This is a genomic window from Dysgonomonas sp. Marseille-Q5470, assembly GCF_951230145.1.
Lineage (GTDB): Bacteria > Bacteroidota > Bacteroidia > Bacteroidales > Dysgonomonadaceae > Dysgonomonas.
Genome location: NZ_CATNVE010000005.1, coordinates 117834 through 132746, shown reverse-complemented (window position 1 = coordinate 132746; position 14913 = coordinate 117834). Strand labels below are relative to the sequence as shown.

Annotated in this window: 18 protein-coding genes; 7 read left to right on the top strand and 11 right to left on the bottom strand. The window is 37.3% G+C overall.

What is annotated here, in order from left to right; translation table 11 throughout:
* Nucleotides 1–13 precede the first annotated feature (13 nt).
* The 4 genes from fucP to QOX35_RS10605 all read left to right on the top strand — a co-directional run bounded on the left by fucP (nt 14) and on the right by QOX35_RS10605 (nt 4545).
* Nucleotides 14–1354, top strand: a complete 1341-nt coding sequence (fucP, locus tag QOX35_RS10620) for an L-fucose:H+ symporter permease (protein ID WP_283686873.1) — start codon at nt 14–16, stop codon at nt 1352–1354.
* 323 nt (nt 1355–1677) lie between these two features.
* Nucleotides 1678–2553: an alpha-1,2-fucosyltransferase gene (locus tag QOX35_RS10615; RefSeq protein ID WP_283686872.1), complete on the top strand. Its 876-nt coding sequence runs from the start codon at nt 1678–1680 to the stop codon at nt 2551–2553.
* 184 nt (nt 2554–2737) lie between these two features.
* Nucleotides 2738–3739, top strand: a complete 1002-nt coding sequence (locus QOX35_RS10610; protein ID WP_283686871.1) for a glycosyltransferase family 2 protein — start codon at nt 2738–2740, stop codon at nt 3737–3739.
* Entirely contained in the window at nt 3739–4545 is an 807-nt protein-coding gene (locus QOX35_RS10605) for a LicD family protein (RefSeq protein ID WP_283686870.1), read from the top strand. The genes QOX35_RS10610 and QOX35_RS10605 overlap by 1 nt, the downstream gene beginning before the upstream one ends.
* Here QOX35_RS10605 and QOX35_RS10600 read toward each other — a convergent pair.
* The 7 genes from QOX35_RS10600 to rpmB form a co-directional block, all read right to left on the bottom strand.
* Entirely contained in the window at nt 4540–5877 is a 1338-nt protein-coding gene (locus QOX35_RS10600) for an HU family DNA-binding protein (RefSeq protein ID WP_283686869.1), read from the bottom strand. The genes QOX35_RS10605 and QOX35_RS10600 overlap by 6 nt on opposite strands.
* Nucleotides 5870–6160: an HU family DNA-binding protein gene (locus QOX35_RS10595; RefSeq protein ID WP_283686868.1), complete on the bottom strand. Its 291-nt coding sequence runs from the start codon at nt 6158–6160 to the stop codon at nt 5870–5872. The genes QOX35_RS10600 and QOX35_RS10595 overlap by 8 nt, the downstream gene beginning before the upstream one ends.
* Before the next feature lie 17 nt (nt 6161–6177).
* On the bottom strand, nt 6178–7473 hold the full coding sequence (gene rimO, locus QOX35_RS10590) for a 30S ribosomal protein S12 methylthiotransferase RimO (protein WP_283686867.1): 1296 nt from the start codon (nt 7471–7473) through the stop codon (nt 6178–6180).
* A gap of 3 nt (nt 7474–7476) precedes the next feature.
* Entirely contained in the window at nt 7477–8430 is a 954-nt protein-coding gene (ftsY, locus tag QOX35_RS10585; protein WP_283686866.1) for a signal recognition particle-docking protein FtsY, read from the bottom strand.
* Between the two features lie 146 nt (nt 8431–8576).
* On the bottom strand, nt 8577–8738 hold the full coding sequence (locus QOX35_RS10580; RefSeq protein ID WP_135103598.1) for a DUF4295 domain-containing protein: 162 nt from the start codon (nt 8736–8738) through the stop codon (nt 8577–8579).
* A gap of 14 nt (nt 8739–8752) precedes the next feature.
* The gene (gene rpmG / locus QOX35_RS10575; RefSeq protein ID WP_006842174.1) at nt 8753–8941 is read right to left on the bottom strand and encodes a 50S ribosomal protein L33; all 189 of its coding nucleotides are present in this window, start codon (nt 8939–8941) and stop codon (nt 8753–8755) included.
* A gap of 17 nt (nt 8942–8958) precedes the next feature.
* Nucleotides 8959–9198 carry a 50S ribosomal protein L28 gene (gene rpmB, locus QOX35_RS10570; protein ID WP_006842175.1) on the bottom strand — a complete coding sequence of 80 codons (240 nt, stop codon included), beginning with the start codon at nt 9196–9198 and terminating at the stop codon, nt 8959–8961.
* A 183-nt stretch (nt 9199–9381) separates the two neighbouring features.
* On the opposite strand from rpmB, the gene QOX35_RS10565 reads away from it, so the two are divergent.
* The 3 genes from QOX35_RS10565 (at nt 9382) to gap (ending at nt 12782) form a co-directional block, all read left to right on the top strand.
* On the top strand, nt 9382–10395 hold the full coding sequence (locus QOX35_RS10565; RefSeq protein WP_283686865.1) for an NAD-dependent epimerase/dehydratase family protein: 1014 nt from the start codon (nt 9382–9384) through the stop codon (nt 10393–10395).
* A 242-nt stretch (nt 10396–10637) separates the two neighbouring features.
* The gene (rluF, locus tag QOX35_RS10560) at nt 10638–11510 is read left to right on the top strand and encodes a 23S rRNA pseudouridine(2604) synthase RluF (RefSeq protein ID WP_283686864.1); all 873 of its coding nucleotides are present in this window, start codon (nt 10638–10640) and stop codon (nt 11508–11510) included.
* Between the two features lie 267 nt (nt 11511–11777).
* Nucleotides 11778–12782: a type I glyceraldehyde-3-phosphate dehydrogenase gene (gap, locus tag QOX35_RS10555; RefSeq protein WP_006842178.1), complete on the top strand. Its 1005-nt coding sequence runs from the start codon at nt 11778–11780 to the stop codon at nt 12780–12782.
* Nucleotides 12783–12861: 79 nt separating this feature from the next.
* Here the strand turns inward: gap and QOX35_RS10550 are convergent, their stop codons facing one another.
* The 4 genes from QOX35_RS10550 to QOX35_RS10535 are packed head-to-tail and all read right to left on the bottom strand — an operon-like array spanning nt 12862 to nt 14879.
* Nucleotides 12862–13323, bottom strand: coding sequence for a DUF4252 domain-containing protein (locus QOX35_RS10550; protein ID WP_283686863.1), 462 nt, complete (start codon nt 13321–13323; stop codon nt 12862–12864).
* Complete coding sequence (locus QOX35_RS10545; RefSeq protein ID WP_283686862.1) at nt 13320–13880, bottom strand: PG0215 family putative anti-sigma factor; 561 nt, start codon at nt 13878–13880, stop codon at nt 13320–13322. Before QOX35_RS10545 ends, QOX35_RS10550 begins: the two co-directional genes overlap by 4 nt.
* Nucleotides 13877–14374: a GFO_1088 family ECF-type sigma factor gene (locus QOX35_RS10540; RefSeq protein WP_252638229.1), complete on the bottom strand. Its 498-nt coding sequence runs from the start codon at nt 14372–14374 to the stop codon at nt 13877–13879. Before QOX35_RS10540 ends, QOX35_RS10545 begins: the two co-directional genes overlap by 4 nt.
* Before the next feature lies 1 nt (nt 14375).
* Entirely contained in the window at nt 14376–14879 is a 504-nt protein-coding gene (locus QOX35_RS10535; RefSeq protein WP_135103607.1) for a DUF4252 domain-containing protein, read from the bottom strand.
* Nucleotides 14880–14913 lie beyond the last annotated feature (34 nt).

Sequence of the window (14913 nt, the reverse complement as noted above, 5' to 3'; positions counted from 1 at the left end):
ATTTAAGACCAATATGAAGACCAAATCAGAAAAGCTTTTATTTATCGGAAAAGATGGACAAAACTATTTGTTCCCTTTTATTCTGATAACCTCTTTGTTCTTTTTGTGGGGATTTGCCCATAGTCTGCTGGATGTGTTAAACAAGCACTTTCAAGACTCGCTACATTTATCAAAGGCGCAATCGGGAGCTGTTCAGGCTTCGGCTTATGGGGCATATTTTCTGATGGCTATTCCTGCGGGATTAATTGCTCGTAAATTTGGTTATAAAAGCGGAGTCGTTGTCGGATTAGCTCTTTTTGCATTGGGGGCTTTCTGGTTTGTTCCTGCCGTAGAGATAAATACTTTTTGGGCTTTTCTTTTAGGACTCTTAATCTTGTTTTGCGGACTTACTTGCCTTGAGACAGTAGCCAATCCGTATACTATTGTTTTAGGTTCGCCCGAAACTTCAGCAAGCCGTATCAATCTCGCTCAAACTTTTAATGCTATCGGTTGGATTTTAGGGCCCCTTGTAGGCTCTGTTCTTATATTTAAAAATGAGTCGGATCGGTCGACAATCGAATTATTTGTTGATGCTATTAAAAAAGTTTTTCTTGGTGCTAATGACGCGGTTGCAAATATTGTAGAAGCGGTTGGAGATCATACGAGCAATTCCGTTTTGATGTTTCCATACGTAGGATTGGGTTGTGTGGTAGTTCTGGTGTTGGTGTTTTTCTTGTTTGCAAAACTACCTGAAATAAAATCGGATAATCATAAAGATACGTCAATCCTAAATAATAATACCGTAACGCGAGATCTGCCATTGATAAAACAAAGACATTTTGTGTTGGCGGTCGTTGCTCAATTTTTGTATGTAGCAGCGCAGACGGGTATTGGTAGCTTTTTTATAAATTACGCAATAGAAGTAAAAGAGTTGCAACTGACCGAAATACAGGCCGGTTTGTTACTTGGCTTAGGCGGAATGTCGTTATTTGCAGTCGGAAGATTTTCGGGAAGTATGATTATGCAGAAGATGAAGCCGGGATCTCTGCTTGGTTTGTGTGCTGCTATAAATACATTACTGATGTTTTTTGTTATCATGAATCATAATCGGTTTGGAATAATCGCTCTGATCAGCTGTTACTTATTTATGTCTATCATGTTCCCATCTATTTTTGCGCTGGGTTTAAGAGATCTGGGTGATAAGACAAAAACAGCATCGTCCATTTTGGTTCTAACAGTTGTGGGGGGAGCCATCGCCCCATCGTTGATGGGGATATTGGGTGCCGAAAGTATGAATGTCGGATTTATTATACCGCTGATCTGTTTCTTATATATATCGTTTTTTGGATATGTAGGTAGCCGGATAAAAGCTTAAATCGAATAAAACACTCTTTTCGTTTTTATATATTACTTTAATTAAATAAGGGACTATCTTCTATGGAGTAGTCCCTTTCTCATTCGTTTAATATGTTTTTTTTGATGATTTAATCAATCTTTTACTTTATTGCTCTATATATTTTTATCCATCATATTATAAAAAGCAAGTTTCAGCCTCACCCTATATTACTGAGCGAATATGTAAAGCAAAAAGAATTATCGGAAAAGAGCACGAAATGATTTAACAATAATAAGAATGCAGGCATATTGTCGGAGCATTTTAATACCTTTGCAGATACTTGTAAAACGAATGGAAACTCAATGGTTGCAGTATTATTATCGGGTGGATTGGGGAATCAGATGTTTCAGTATGCGGCTGCCAAGTCGTTGGCTATTCGTTTAAATACGACTCTGTCTGTTGATCTATATACATTTTCTAAAAAAACGCAAGCTACGGTACGTCCCTACGAACTGGGTATATTTAATATAGAAGATGTAGTAGAAACCTCGTCTCTGAAAGCAAAAGCTGTAACTAAAGCGAGACCCTTTATTCAAAAGCACAGATCTTTTTTTCAGAGATTTGGAGTGTTTACTGATACATATGCAATCTTATACCAACCGGCTTTTGAAGCTTTGACGGGCGACGTGATAATGTCCGGCTATTTTCAGAATGAATCATACTTCAACAATATATCTGAGCTTTTACGGAAGGATTTTTCCTTCAAATATCCATTAACCGGAAAAAATAAAGATATCGCAGGGCAGGTTTCAGAAAATCAGTCTATTGCCGTTCATATACGCAGAGGGGATTATCTGAATAAGAATTCACAATCGAATTTTGCTATCCTTGAAAAAGACTATTACGAGAATGCCATCAACTATATATCTGCGCATGTAAAGAATCCTGAATTTTATGTTTTCTCAGAGGATTTTGATTGGATAAAGGATAATCTTAACTTTAAAGAATTTCCTGTTACTTTTATAGATTGGAATAAAGGAAAAGACAGCTATATAGACATGCAGTTGATGAGCTTGTGCAAACATAATATTATAGCCAATAGTAGCTTTAGTTGGTGGAGTGCGTGGCTTAACAACAATGAAGAGAAAAATATAATTGCTCCCAAACGATGGTTTGTGGATGAGCAAAAAAATGAATTGCTAGATTGTTTTTATCCTCAAGGGTGGATCAAGATCTGATATATATTTTAGTGTCAAGATTATCTTATTATATACGGTTGAGCCTTTCAGGAGGGAAAAAGGTAACAGTATAAAAACATACAATAAAGTGTCACTTTTGTCACCTTTTAACATAGTTGTAAGATTATGCTGTTTAGAATGAGTGTTTTACAAAAAGTGACAGTTTTTATTAAAATAGCCGATTATGCCAAAAGTATCGATATTAATGCCAGTTTATAATGCCGAGCAATATTTGTCTCAGGCATTAGACAGTATTGTATCGCAGAGCTTCGAAGATTGGGAGCTGATACTTATAAATGACGGGTCTACCGATCGCAGCGAGTCTATTATTATGGACTATGATGACGAACGGATTTTTTATATAAAGAATCCTGTCAATCTGAAATTGATAAAAACGCTAAATAAGGGTATTGATTATTGCGGAGGACAATATATAGCTCGCATGGATGCCGATGATATTTGTCACCCCGATAGATTGAAGCGTCAAGTTGAGTTCCTCGATTCGCATCCGCAAGTACTGATGTCTGGCACTGCTGCTGCAGTGATTGATAATAGTGGGAAGAAGACCGGAAATATTCATAATCTGACTAGTGATGATTATCTTCAGATCAATCTGATGTTTTCCCCTTCTTTTATTCATCCGAGTATGATGATTCGTACCGAAGTGCTGAAACAGAATAAGTACGATGAGGCGTATAAGCATGTGGAAGACTATGACTTGTGGTGCAGGATAGCCAAGCTCGGTAAGGTTGCAAATATTGATGATGAACTGCTCCGATACAGATGGCACGACAGCAACGTGTCGGTTTTAAATAGTGAAGTACAGCGTGAACTGAAAGATGAACTTATAAAAAGAGAGTTGAGCCGACTCGACTTAATTCCTACCGAATTGGAGCTATACTGTCATAAAGTAACTTTCCAATTGTATGCTTTGGGGAATAAGTTGGATGTCCCCGTTGACCGATTTGAAGATATAGCCAATTGGTTTACGAAGCTGATTCGACAAAATGAAATAAAGCATATTTATATACAGTCGGCGCTGGTTGCTTTTCTTTGGTCTCGCTGGGCAGTGTTGTGTATTTCGCAAAAGAAGTATGGGAAAGTTTTATTCCCTCCTTTTGCTAAATACAATACCGCTATATTGAGCCGACTAATAAAATTGATCTTTTTCTTAAGAAAAAAATAATGACAGATACAGAAGAACTTAGAGAAATATATAATCCTGATGGTTCTGAATTAAGGACGCTGCAACTGAAGATGTTGGATATATTATCTATTGTAGCTAATATATGTGACAAGCATAATATCCCATATTGGATAAGCGGCGGTACTTTGCTTGGCGCTATCCGGCATGGAGGGTTTATTCCCTGGGATGATGATATTGATATCGAATTGCTTTTTCCCGACTATCAGAAGTTATTGAAAATACTGCCTAATGAGTTGCCGGACAATCTGTATCTGCAAACTCCCAAAGAGAAAAGTTATAGGTTGTTGTTCTCTAAGGTGAGAGACAGACATTCTATTGTTTATTCCGAAGAGGAGGATATGGCAAGCTATAAGGAGAAAGGTATATTTATCGATATCTTTCCTGAGGAAAGAAGCTATCGGTGGATGAAGAATATTGTTGACTTTTTCTATGGAAGAGCTTTTAGGCGTCTAAAGAGAGGGAGGCCATTCTTTTCACTGACATATTTTTATGAATACGCAACATCTTTGTTGTTATACCCTATAGGAGTTTTGTTGAAATATACAGCCAGAGGAATTTGTTCTATTACAAAACCTGATAATATACTACATAGCTATGGAATAGGAAACTCTACGAATCACAATGCAGGGTATATGTTTCCGGTAGGAAAAGTTATATTCGAAGGGAAAGAGTTTTCAGCACCTAAGGAACCTGAAACATATCTGAAAAAGCAATATGGCGATTACATTACCATTCCTCCCAAAGAGAAGCGGGCAACCCACTTTCTTAAAGTTGAATATTTATAGTCCCATCGTCTTGAAGAGCTCTCTCTCTTTCGCTTTTGCCTTGTCTAGGGATGCTTGATCCTGAAGATTTATTCCATACTTTGATGGAGAAGGGATGGTTAGTTTAGTTCCAAGAGGTATACTGTTGATATTCTTTATTTTATCTTTGTTTTCCTCGTAGATATATACACAGAACGATTTGTGTCCATAATACTTTAGTGAAATATTACGTAAGGTATTACCCGGTTCTATCGTTATGATTGCCAGAGGTGTATTTCCTTTTGTGGCTGTTGGTTGCTCGTTTTTTTGAGTCTGAGGCTTTATCGAGTTTTCGCTAGCCAAGGTTTTCTCCGTTACAATGGCAATTGAATCTTGTTCTTTCGCTTTAGCTATAGAGTCGGAGAATACGGCAAGAGTATCTGTTTTTTTGTCGTCAATATTTTGGTTGTCAGTAACTATGGCTGTATTACCGTTTCCTGTGGGACCTTCGGTCAGGAATCTGGCAATTTCTTGGAAATACAATCCCCCGATCAGGAATGCTGCAATAATAAGGAATATGAAGAATCCTAAGGAAACGAATTTCTTTCTTCTCTTAGCCGCCTGTCTTGTCTCTTTCACGAGCCTTTCGTATTCCAGGTCTTTTTCTTTAGCAGCTAATTTAGCCTCTTCAATCCTCTGCTTATACTCTAGTATTCTTTCTTCAGAGACCTCATCAGTTAGTGGTTCAGGTATATTTTCAGTTTCATTTGGAGTTATTGCTTCATTATCAGATTGTCGCGTTTCTTCTTCCCGGTTATTTATTTCCTCTACTTGCTTTTCCTCTGTATGAGGGGCAGTGTTTTCTGTCTCTATTATAGTGGTGTCTTCACTCACTAATTCAGGCGTGAAGTCTTCATTCGTTACTTGGTGTGAATCTGCTGTTGGGGTAGGAGATACCTCATTTGTTTCTTCATCTACAGAAACATCTTCTTCCTCATCAGCCTCTTCTATATTTACTGTTTCGTCTTTTTCTATATTATCAAAAGAAACACCCTCTTCTAAAACGACACTCTCGAAGTGGACGAAAGGACGGTTTATAGCTTCCTTTAGTAACTTGTCAGGAGTGAAGCTTAGTTTGTAATGAGCCGCTATTTCGATAGCTTCGCCGGTATTTACATCTACGCTTTTACGTGCATTTACTTTTACCAGTTTAAAAGTCCCAAAGTCTTTTATCTTTACTGACTCGTTGCTTTCTATCGTTTCTGATATAACAGCTATTAACTCACGCAGAAATACTTCGGCTTCTTTTTTTGTAATCTCCTGTTTCTTAGCCAGAAGATCAATCAAATCCTGTAGACTAAGACGTTCATTCATTTATTTCAAGTTTTTTGAGGTTCTCTTTTATAGTTTGTCCGGGGCGGAAAGATAAAGTGATTTTAGGAGGAACCAGAAAACGCTGTTTCGAAACAGGATTAACAGAAATACGCTCAGCCTTCTTCTTTGTTTCAAACAATCCAAATCCCTGAATATTAACAGAGTTTTTTTCTTCTAGGTTTGAATTGATGATAGAAACTGTGGCTTCCAACACTTCTGATGTCTGACGCTGTGTCCAGCTCAAACGTTTTGCCAGTGCGGCTATTAATTCCTGGTTCGTCATAGATATTCCTATTAAGGTTAAATAACTTCTCCGTACAGATCAAACGATTGGGTGTCAGTTATCTTAACATTATAAAATTCCCCAATATTAAGCATTTTATTTTTCTTTATCAAGACCTCGGGATCAACTTCCGGCGAATCGTACTCGGTACGGCCTACGTAATAGTCGCTCTCCTCTTTATCTACAACCACTTTCAGTGTTTTGCCTATTTTCTCCTCATTCGTCTCGAAAGCTATTTTTTCTTGAGCCGACATCAGCAAGTCCATTCGTTCTTGCTTTGTAGCGTCTGATATGCTGTCCTTGTAATTGTCGTATGCGTATGTGCCATCTTCATGCGAATAAGGGAAAGCTCCCATTCGCTCGAAGCGCATATCATTTACAAACTGCAATAGTTCTTCAAAGTCTTTCTTTGTTTCGCCCGGATGACCTACCATTAATGTTGTACGCAGATGTATACCCGGTACTTCTTCTCGGATACGCTTCATCAGATCGTATGTTGCTTGCTTGGATATATTGCGTCGCATTTTGGTAAGCATATTATCGCTAACATGTTGTAGAGCTATATCCAGATATTTGCACACATTATCGTTTTCTCGCATCACTCTTAGCAGATCGTAAGGAAAGTTTGCCGGATATGCATAGTGGAGGCGTATCCATTCCACCCCTTCTATTTTTGCAATACGTTCGATCAGTTCGGGTAGTTTGGCTTGTTTGTAATTGTCGTATCCATAGAATGACAGATCTTGTGCTATCACCTGGAACTCTTTTACACCCGTAGCTGCCAGATTCCTAACTTCTTCTTCTATTTCTTCTATCGGACGAGATTGATGTTTGCCCGTCATGATAGGAATTGAGCAGTAAGAGCAAGTTCTGTTACATCCTTCCGATATTTTTAAATAAGCATAATGCTTGGGAGTTGTTATGCTACGTTCCAAAGCTATATCTTGTTTGAATGATTTACCCAAATCAGAGATAAGCATTTTCCAGTTAAACTTACCATAGAAATTGTCTACCTCCGGGATTTCGGCTTTCAGTTCATCCATGTACCTTTCGGTGAGGCATCCCATTACAAAAAGTTTACTAAGCTTTCTTGCTTTTTTTGCTTCTGCAAATTCAAGAATCATATTTATGGATTCTTCTTTTGCATCACCTATAAATCCGCAAGTATTGATTACCGCAATCTCTCCTTCCGGTTTGTCAGGGTCGTGCTTTACTGTATATCCATTTGCTAAAAGCTGTTTCATCAACAACTCTGAATCCACCAGGTTTTTAGAACAACCCAGTGTTATAACATCGATTCTGTTTTTTTTCATTCTTTATGCTCCAAAAAGACTGTCGACAAATTCCTTGCGTGTGAAAACTTGCAAGTCGTCGATTCCTTCTCCTAATCCAATATATTTTACCGGAATTTTAAATTGATCGGAAATGCCTATCACAACACCTCCTTTTGCCGTACCATCCAGTTTTGTTATAGCTAAAGCCGTAACATCGGTAGCGGCTGTAAACTGAGTGGCTTGTTCAAATGCATTTTGTCCTGTTGAGCCGTCAAGCACAAGCAGAACTTCATGGGGAGCCTCGGGAACAATCTTTTCCATTACCTTTTTTATTTTGGTAAGTTCGTTCATCAGGCCAACCTTGTTGTGCAAGCGTCCGGCAGTATCTATAATTACAACATCCGCATTGTTTGCTTTAGCAGAGCTCAGCGTGTCGAAAGCAACTGATGCAGGATCGGAGCCCATTGCCTGTTTTATTACAGGTACGCCAACTCTTTCTCCCCAAATAACCAATTGTTCTACAGCAGCAGCACGGAATGTATCCGCAGCTCCTAAATAAACTGATTTGCCCGCTTTCTTAAACTGATTTGCTAATTTCCCGATTGTCGTTGTTTTCCCAACACCATTTACTCCGACAACCATTATCACATAAGGCTTGTAATTTTCGGGTGTAGAGAAACCTTCTGTATCTGTGGTGTTGTTTTCTGTCAGCAGATGAGCAATTTCCTCCCGAAGAATTGAATTTAGTCCATCTGTGTTGATATATTTATCCTTTGCAACTCTTTTCTCTATTCTTTCTATGATTTTTAATGTAGTATTCACTCCTACATCCGAAGTAATGAGTACTTCTTCCAAATCATCTAATACGTCATCGTCTACCTTCGATTTGCCGGCTACAACACGTGACAGTTTAGAAAACATAGATTCTTTGGTTTTCTCTAAACCTTTATCTAGAGTTTCTTTTTTTTGCTTCGAAAAGAAATCGAATAGTCCCATAGTTTACTCTTTATTATCAAGTAATTATCGCATACTTGTTTAATGTTAAAACAGGCTTATTTCCTGCTATACAAAGCTACGAAATGGATAATAAAAAACCTCCCCACATGAAAATGAAGGAGGTTTTTTAGATATTTTTAACAAGATTATTTCGTGAAATAGTCTTTTACTGATTCATTCGGAACCATTTCTTCTTTAAATGTGTAAGCTCCTGTTTTAGGAGATTTTACCATTTTGATTACTTTTGCATAGTTACGACCGTCTTTCGTTGAAGCGTCGCGGTAACCTGCTACTGCTTTCTTTGCCATGGTTTATATTGTTTTTACTTTATTTCTTTATGTACAGTAACTTTCTTAAGAACAGGATTGTATTTCTTCAATTCTAATCTTTCAGTAGTGTTTTTTCTATTCTTTGTAGTGATGTAACGTGATGTGCCTGGCATACCACTTGCTTTGTGCTCTGTGCACTCAAGTATCACTTGGATTCTATTTCCTTTTGCTTTCTTAGCCATTTCTTGATCCTCCTAATTTATGCGTTCAAAAAACCATCTTCAGCCGCTCTTTTAAGCGCAGCATCCAATCCAATTTTATTGATTGTACGAAGACCGGCAGCAGAAACATTCAGGCTGATCCAACAATCTTCTTCTACCCAGTAGAATTTTTTTCTGAAAAGATTGACATTAAATTTTCTCTTAGTCTTTCTGTTTGAGTGAGAAACATTATTGCCAACCATAGCTTTCTTTCCTGTAATTTGACAAATCTTGGACATTGCTATTGTATTTATTATATGTTTATTTTTTAGTTTTATCGTGCAAAATCGGGTTGCAAATTTAGTTATATTTTTCAAACCTACAAATATTTAAAAGGTTAAAGTTACACTAAACGCAATAAATAAATTAATTGATTTTGAAAATGTAAGGAATACGCAGATTGTTGTAAATTTGTTCTCGATATGAGGACCAAACGTATTTTGATTACAGGAGCCAGTGGCTTTATAGGGAGTTTTCTTGTCGAGAAGGCTTTGGAGGAAGGGTATGAAACTTGGGCAGGCGTGCGTAAAAGCAGCAGTCGTGAGTATCTGAAGGATGATCGTATTCAATTTTTAGACCTGAACTTTGGGGATAAAAATAAATTGAAAGAACAGCTATCTCACTTTAAAAAGAAATTTGGCATGTTTGATTATGTCGTACACAATGCCGGAGTCACTAAATGTTTAGATGCCGAAGATTTTGATAAAATAAATTTTCGATATACAGCCAACCTTATCGATGCATTGCGAGAAGTAGAAGCTGTTCCCGATAAATTTGTATTGATGAGTAGTCTTAGTGCTTTTGGTGTAGGAGATGAAGAAAATTATACTCCTATTAAGATAACCGATACGCCGAATCCTAATACGGCATACGGGAAGAGTAAACTGAAAGCAGAATGTTATCTGCGCTCGATGGACGATTTCCCTTATATAATATTACGCCCTACAGGTGTATATGGGCCTCGAGAGAAAGATTACTTTCTGATGCTAAAGACTGTCAAATCCGGACTTGATGTGGGTGCAGGTTTTAAGCCACAACACCTGACTTTTATATATGTGAAAGATTTGGTGGATGCCGTATTTCTTGCGCTGAAGACGGAACTCAAGAATAAAGCTTATTTTGTAGCCGACGGAGATGTATATACAGACAAGGAGTATACGCAGTTGGTAAAGCAAGTTATAGAAAAGAAACGCGTGTTAAGCCTTAAAGTTCCTTTGTGGATATTGAAGGCTGTTTCTATTGTGGCTGAAAGTATTTCTAGGATAACAAAGAAGCCTTCGACCTTGAATAGGGATAAATATATAATAATGAAACAGCGCAATTGGGAGTGTGATATAACCCCTCTTGTAAACGATCTGGGTTTTACTGCTAAATACAACTTGAATGATGGGCTTGAAGAATCTGTGAGTTGGTATAAAGAAAATGGATGGTTGTAGAATTAGCTTTTATAGCTAAAAATGTGTAGCTTTACATAGTGGTTCGTGGTGAAAAAAGATAAGTAGACCTGAAAATATTTTATGCGTAAAGTGGGGTTGCCTACTTTTCATCCGGCACATCTTAGTTATCTATATCTGTAAAATATGTGCTACTAATTTTTTTTGATTCTTCTATCGTCGGTCTTATAACTTCGAAAAAATATCTCAAATTGTTTCTAACAAAAACATCTTAAATAAAGTAAATGCGTATAAATAAATATATCAGCGATAGCGGTTATTGTTCGCGACGAGAGGCTGATAAACTGATAGAACAGGGGAGTGTTACAATTAATGGAAAAAGAGCTTCTATCGGAAGTCAGGTGCTGGCCGGGCAAGAAGTGAAAGTCTATGGAGAGACAGTTACCTGTAATACCGAGCCTGTCTTTATTGCTTACAATAAGCCGATTGGAATTGTAAGTACCACAGATTTGGATGAGCCCAATAATATTATTGATGCCGTGGGACATGACGAACGGATATTTCCGATAGGGAGGCTTGATAAGGATTCGCAAGGTCTTATAATCCTGACTAATGAAGGAGATATGGTGAATAAGATGCTGCGCGTCGACAATAATCATGAAAAGGAATACCATGTAACTGTGGATAAGCTTATAAATGAGGATTTCGTTAAAAAGATGCAAGGCGGAGTGCCAATTCTAGGAGTTGTTACTCGTAAATGTGAAGTGGTTAAAACGGGGACTCATTCGTTTAATATTATATTGCGACAGGGACTGAACCGTCAAATACGGCGCATGTGCGAATATCTTGGATATAATGTAGTGAGGCTCGAGCGCATACGAATAATGCATATAAAGTTGGGTAACATAAAAGTTGGTCAATGGCGTAATATTACAAAAGAAGAATTGGAAATACTGCGTAAGAAAACAGTATCTTCTGTAAAAACTGAGAGTGCGCCGAAAAAGAAAACAAAACCACAAGAAACAAAGACTCCTCAAACTAAAGGCAAGTCTGCTAATTCATCATACAAAGAGAAAAAGATGCAGGCAGGATACAGAGAAGGTGGTAGTGGTATGAGAAATGGAAAATCAAGTGTAAGGAAGAAAACTCGAAAATAAAAAGAGGGTGGCAGAGGGTCTTTTTTTAGTCAAAAGAAATGTGTAAAAAAGATAACTCGACTTTACAAAAAGGCTAAAAAGGTGATTGTCACCACAACAAACAGCTTTATAGCCCTTAAAAATAATAAACAAAATTATTTGATAAGGAAAAAAATATTAACTTTGTACAGCTTTTCAGAAAGCATGTTTTATAACATAATTTCACATCTTCTCAAAAGCTTTTAAGTTGGATATACTCGATTTTTTAACTATAAAAATTAAAACAAAATGATTAAAGTAGGTATTAACGGTTTTGGACGTATTGGACGTCTTGTTTTCCGTGCTGCACAAAAAAGAAATGACATTCAGATTGTAGGTATCAACGACCTTATCGACGTAGAATATATGTCTTATATGTTGCGTTACGATACTATGCACGGTAGATTTGACGGAACAGTTGAAGTTAAAGACGGTAAATTGGTTGTTAACGGAAACGCTATCCGTGTAACTGCTGAAAAGAATCCTGCAGACTTGAAATGGAACGAAGTAGGTGCTGAATATGTTGTTGAATCTACTGGTCTTTTCCTTGAAAAGTCAAAAGCTCAAGGTCACATCGACGCTGGTGCAAAATATGTAGTAATGTCAGCTCCTTCAAAAGACGATACCCCTATGTTCGTTTGTGGAGTTAACACAGATAAATATGTAAAAGGAACTCAATTCGTTTCTAACGCTTCTTGTACTACAAACTGTCTTGCTCCTATCGCTAAAGTATTGCACGACAAGTTTGGTATCGTTGAAGCTTTGATGACTACAGTACACGCTACTACTGCAACTCAAAAAACAGTAGACGGACCTTCAGCTAAAGACTGGAGAGGTGGACGTGCTGCTGCCGGTAACATCATTCCTTCTTCTACCGGTGCTGCTAAAGCTGTAGGTAAAGTTATTCCTGAACTAAACGGAAAACTTACAGGTATGGCATTCCGTGTTCCTACATTGGATGTTTCTGTAGTTGACCTTACTGCTCGTCTTTCTAAAGAAGTATCTTACGATGATATCTGCAAAGCTATGAAAGATGCATCAGAAGGCGAATTGAAAGGTGTTCTTGGATATACAGACGAAGAAGTAGTTTCTTCAGACTTCCTTGGCGATGCTCGTACTTCAATCTTCGATGCAAAAGCTGGTATCCAATTGAGCCCAACTTTCGTTAAAGTAGTTAGCTGGTATGACAATGAGTGGGGATATTCTAACAAATGTCTTGATCTTATCGCAGCTATGGCTAAAGTAAACGGATAATACAAGTTATCTATATATAGTAAAGAGGCTGTCTAATATTTAGACAGCCTCTTTACTATTTAATAGCAAGGATCATATTTTATTTATCCATTACTTTTTTTATATCTTCCATCGTAAAACTACCTACGATACGAATAATAGTACATTCGGTATTTTGACTTATAACCATTACCAAGTCTTTGAATTTGTTGTTACCGTCTTTCTGTGCATAAAAATTGATTATCTGATCGCTCTCTCTTACAGACATCAGAGATTCGAATGCCTTATTCTTCTTCAAAGACTCAGCTTCAAGCATCATCTGTTTGATAGAGTTTTTGTTTTCGCTGGTGTATATTTCGAGTTGTTCCAGCTTATTTGCCAAACCTTTTACATTCATACCTCCGGTATCCATATTAGGAACCATAGACAGAAGAGCTTTAGAAATGTATACAGTTGTAATATCCTTGTTGTTAGAGAATCTTTCAAACATTTTATCTTGTGCCTGAACAGCTATAAGACTGAGCATAAACACAAATGCTGTTAGTAATCCTTTTAATTTCATGATTCTTTATCTTTTTTTCTGTTGAAAGTTTTATTTAATATTTCGTTTGTTTTATCCAGATTTGTTGATACTAAAGCCAGTTGATCCATACCTTTATTGAACTTCGACGATAACAGGACTAGAGCTTCTTGCGCTTCCTTTATCTTTTGTTCGTCTGCCTTGTCGATAGTCTTATCAATGGTCTGAGCTATAGGTGCCGTTGTTTCCTTCTCCTGTTTGTTGAAATATATGCCTGCTGTAATTAATATAGCTATACCCGCGGCGATGCTTCCTGCCCACCTCAGTATATATTTCTTCTTTGATGCAGGTTTTAGTTTTACCTTTACTGTTTCTTTTGCTGCTAGTTCATCTATCAGAGTGCCTAGCTTCGCTTCTAAATGAAGAGGAACGTCAATAGGCTCAGATTTGTATAAGTCGAGAAATAAATCCCTTTCTTTTAGCAATTCTTCCGCAACATCTTCACCCTGAAAATAACTTAGCAATAGCTTTTCTTCTTCTATTGTAGTCTCTCCATTGTAAAAAGCTTCGACTAATTTTTTTATTTCGCTTGTCTTCATCTTTGTTCTATTTTAGAGTATTGCTCTCTTATCGTTTTCCTTGCTCTGGATAGTATAACCCGTATGTTTCCGGGGCTTATTCCGGTAATGTTTTCTATTTCTTCATCAGTATATCCATCCCAGTGCTTCATCATTATCACCTGCCGTTGCTGATCGGGTAGCTTATTTATCAGATCTTTTACATATGCAGCGTCATCCTGTATTTCTAATTGCTTAGACAGAGATGAGCTCTCGGGTATTTCGGTATCATATGATGTATGATAGTCATTCTTTGCTTTTCTCAGATAATCGAGACAAGTGTTGCGAACGATGATAATGGCAAAGCCTTCTGTATTTTCGATCTGCTCCAATTCGTCTTTCTTGTTCCAGAGCTTGATGAACGTTTCTTGCACTATGTCTTCTGCATTGGCTGTATCCTGTACTATTCGGTATGCTATTCGGTATAACTTCTGATGATATGGTAGAAACACTTTTTTAAAAGTTTCTGCATCCATCTCATTTGTTTTTATTTTGTTCTTTAAGTATTTCCGTAAGATCCGATTCGGTAAGGTTGCCGGACATCTTTACAATCACAGCATCTTCATTATCTAATACCAGAATGTATACACCGGTAAATAAGTCACCTTCTTTGTGCGAGATAATTTTCACATTGTCGTCGGCTTCATTCACCGATAGTAGGGTTGCATATCCATTTCCATCTTTGAAACTTTGAATACCTTCCAGAAATTTAGTTTTTACCTCAGGACTATATTTTTCAATAGCAAGAACTTCTATAGAGTCTATCTTTTGCATGAATGCCGGCATTTTGGAAACCATTTGCCCGGTTGAATCAGCAGTCATGGCTGCCTTCATAGACATATCGAGCATAGAGCGATCTACTAATTGTCGTTGTACACCTTCTTGTTTCGAAAACTCAGACATAAAACTATTCAAATCTTGAGCATAAGTGAATTGTACTGCAACGAAGGTCAATACTAAAGAAAAAATATACTTTTTCATAATGTTCTGTTTTTTTATTTATAATTGTGTTTAC

Bases quoted from the DNA above. Each gene is read 5' to 3' on its own strand.
- fucP (WP_283686873.1), top strand. From the start codon at position 14: ATGAAGACCAAATCAGAAAAGCTTTTATTTATCGGAAAAGATGGACAA.
- QOX35_RS10615 (WP_283686872.1), top strand. From the start codon at position 1,678: ATGGTTGCAGTATTATTATCGGGTGGATTGGGGAATCAGATGTTTCAG.
- QOX35_RS10610 (WP_283686871.1), top strand. From the start codon at position 2,738: ATGCCAAAAGTATCGATATTAATGCCAGTTTATAATGCCGAGCAATAT.
- QOX35_RS10605 (WP_283686870.1), top strand. From the start codon at position 3,739: ATGACAGATACAGAAGAACTTAGAGAAATATATAATCCTGATGGTTCT.
- QOX35_RS10600 (WP_283686869.1), bottom strand. From the start codon at position 5,877: ATGAATGAACGTCTTAGTCTACAGGATTTGATTGATCTTCTGGCTAAG.
- QOX35_RS10595 (WP_283686868.1), bottom strand. From the start codon at position 6,160: ATGACGAACCAGGAATTAATAGCCGCACTGGCAAAACGTTTGAGCTGG.
- rimO (WP_283686867.1), bottom strand. From the start codon at position 7,473: ATGAAAAAAAACAGAATCGATGTTATAACACTGGGTTGTTCTAAAAAC.
- ftsY (WP_283686866.1), bottom strand. From the start codon at position 8,430: ATGGGACTATTCGATTTCTTTTCGAAGCAAAAAAAAGAAACTCTAGAT.
- QOX35_RS10580 (WP_135103598.1), bottom strand. From the start codon at position 8,738: ATGGCAAAGAAAGCAGTAGCAGGTTACCGCGACGCTTCAACGAAAGAC.
- rpmG (WP_006842174.1), bottom strand. From the start codon at position 8,941: ATGGCTAAGAAAGCAAAAGGAAATAGAATCCAAGTGATACTTGAGTGC.
- rpmB (WP_006842175.1), bottom strand. From the start codon at position 9,198: ATGTCCAAGATTTGTCAAATTACAGGAAAGAAAGCTATGGTTGGCAAT.
- QOX35_RS10565 (WP_283686865.1), top strand. From the start codon at position 9,382: ATGAGGACCAAACGTATTTTGATTACAGGAGCCAGTGGCTTTATAGGG.
- rluF (WP_283686864.1), top strand. From the start codon at position 10,638: ATGCGTATAAATAAATATATCAGCGATAGCGGTTATTGTTCGCGACGA.
- gap (WP_006842178.1), top strand. From the start codon at position 11,778: ATGATTAAAGTAGGTATTAACGGTTTTGGACGTATTGGACGTCTTGTT.
- QOX35_RS10550 (WP_283686863.1), bottom strand. From the start codon at position 13,323: ATGAAATTAAAAGGATTACTAACAGCATTTGTGTTTATGCTCAGTCTT.
- QOX35_RS10545 (WP_283686862.1), bottom strand. From the start codon at position 13,880: ATGAAGACAAGCGAAATAAAAAAATTAGTCGAAGCTTTTTACAATGGA.
- QOX35_RS10540 (WP_252638229.1), bottom strand. From the start codon at position 14,374: ATGGATGCAGAAACTTTTAAAAAAGTGTTTCTACCATATCATCAGAAG.
- QOX35_RS10535 (WP_135103607.1), bottom strand. From the start codon at position 14,879: ATGAAAAAGTATATTTTTTCTTTAGTATTGACCTTCGTTGCAGTACAA.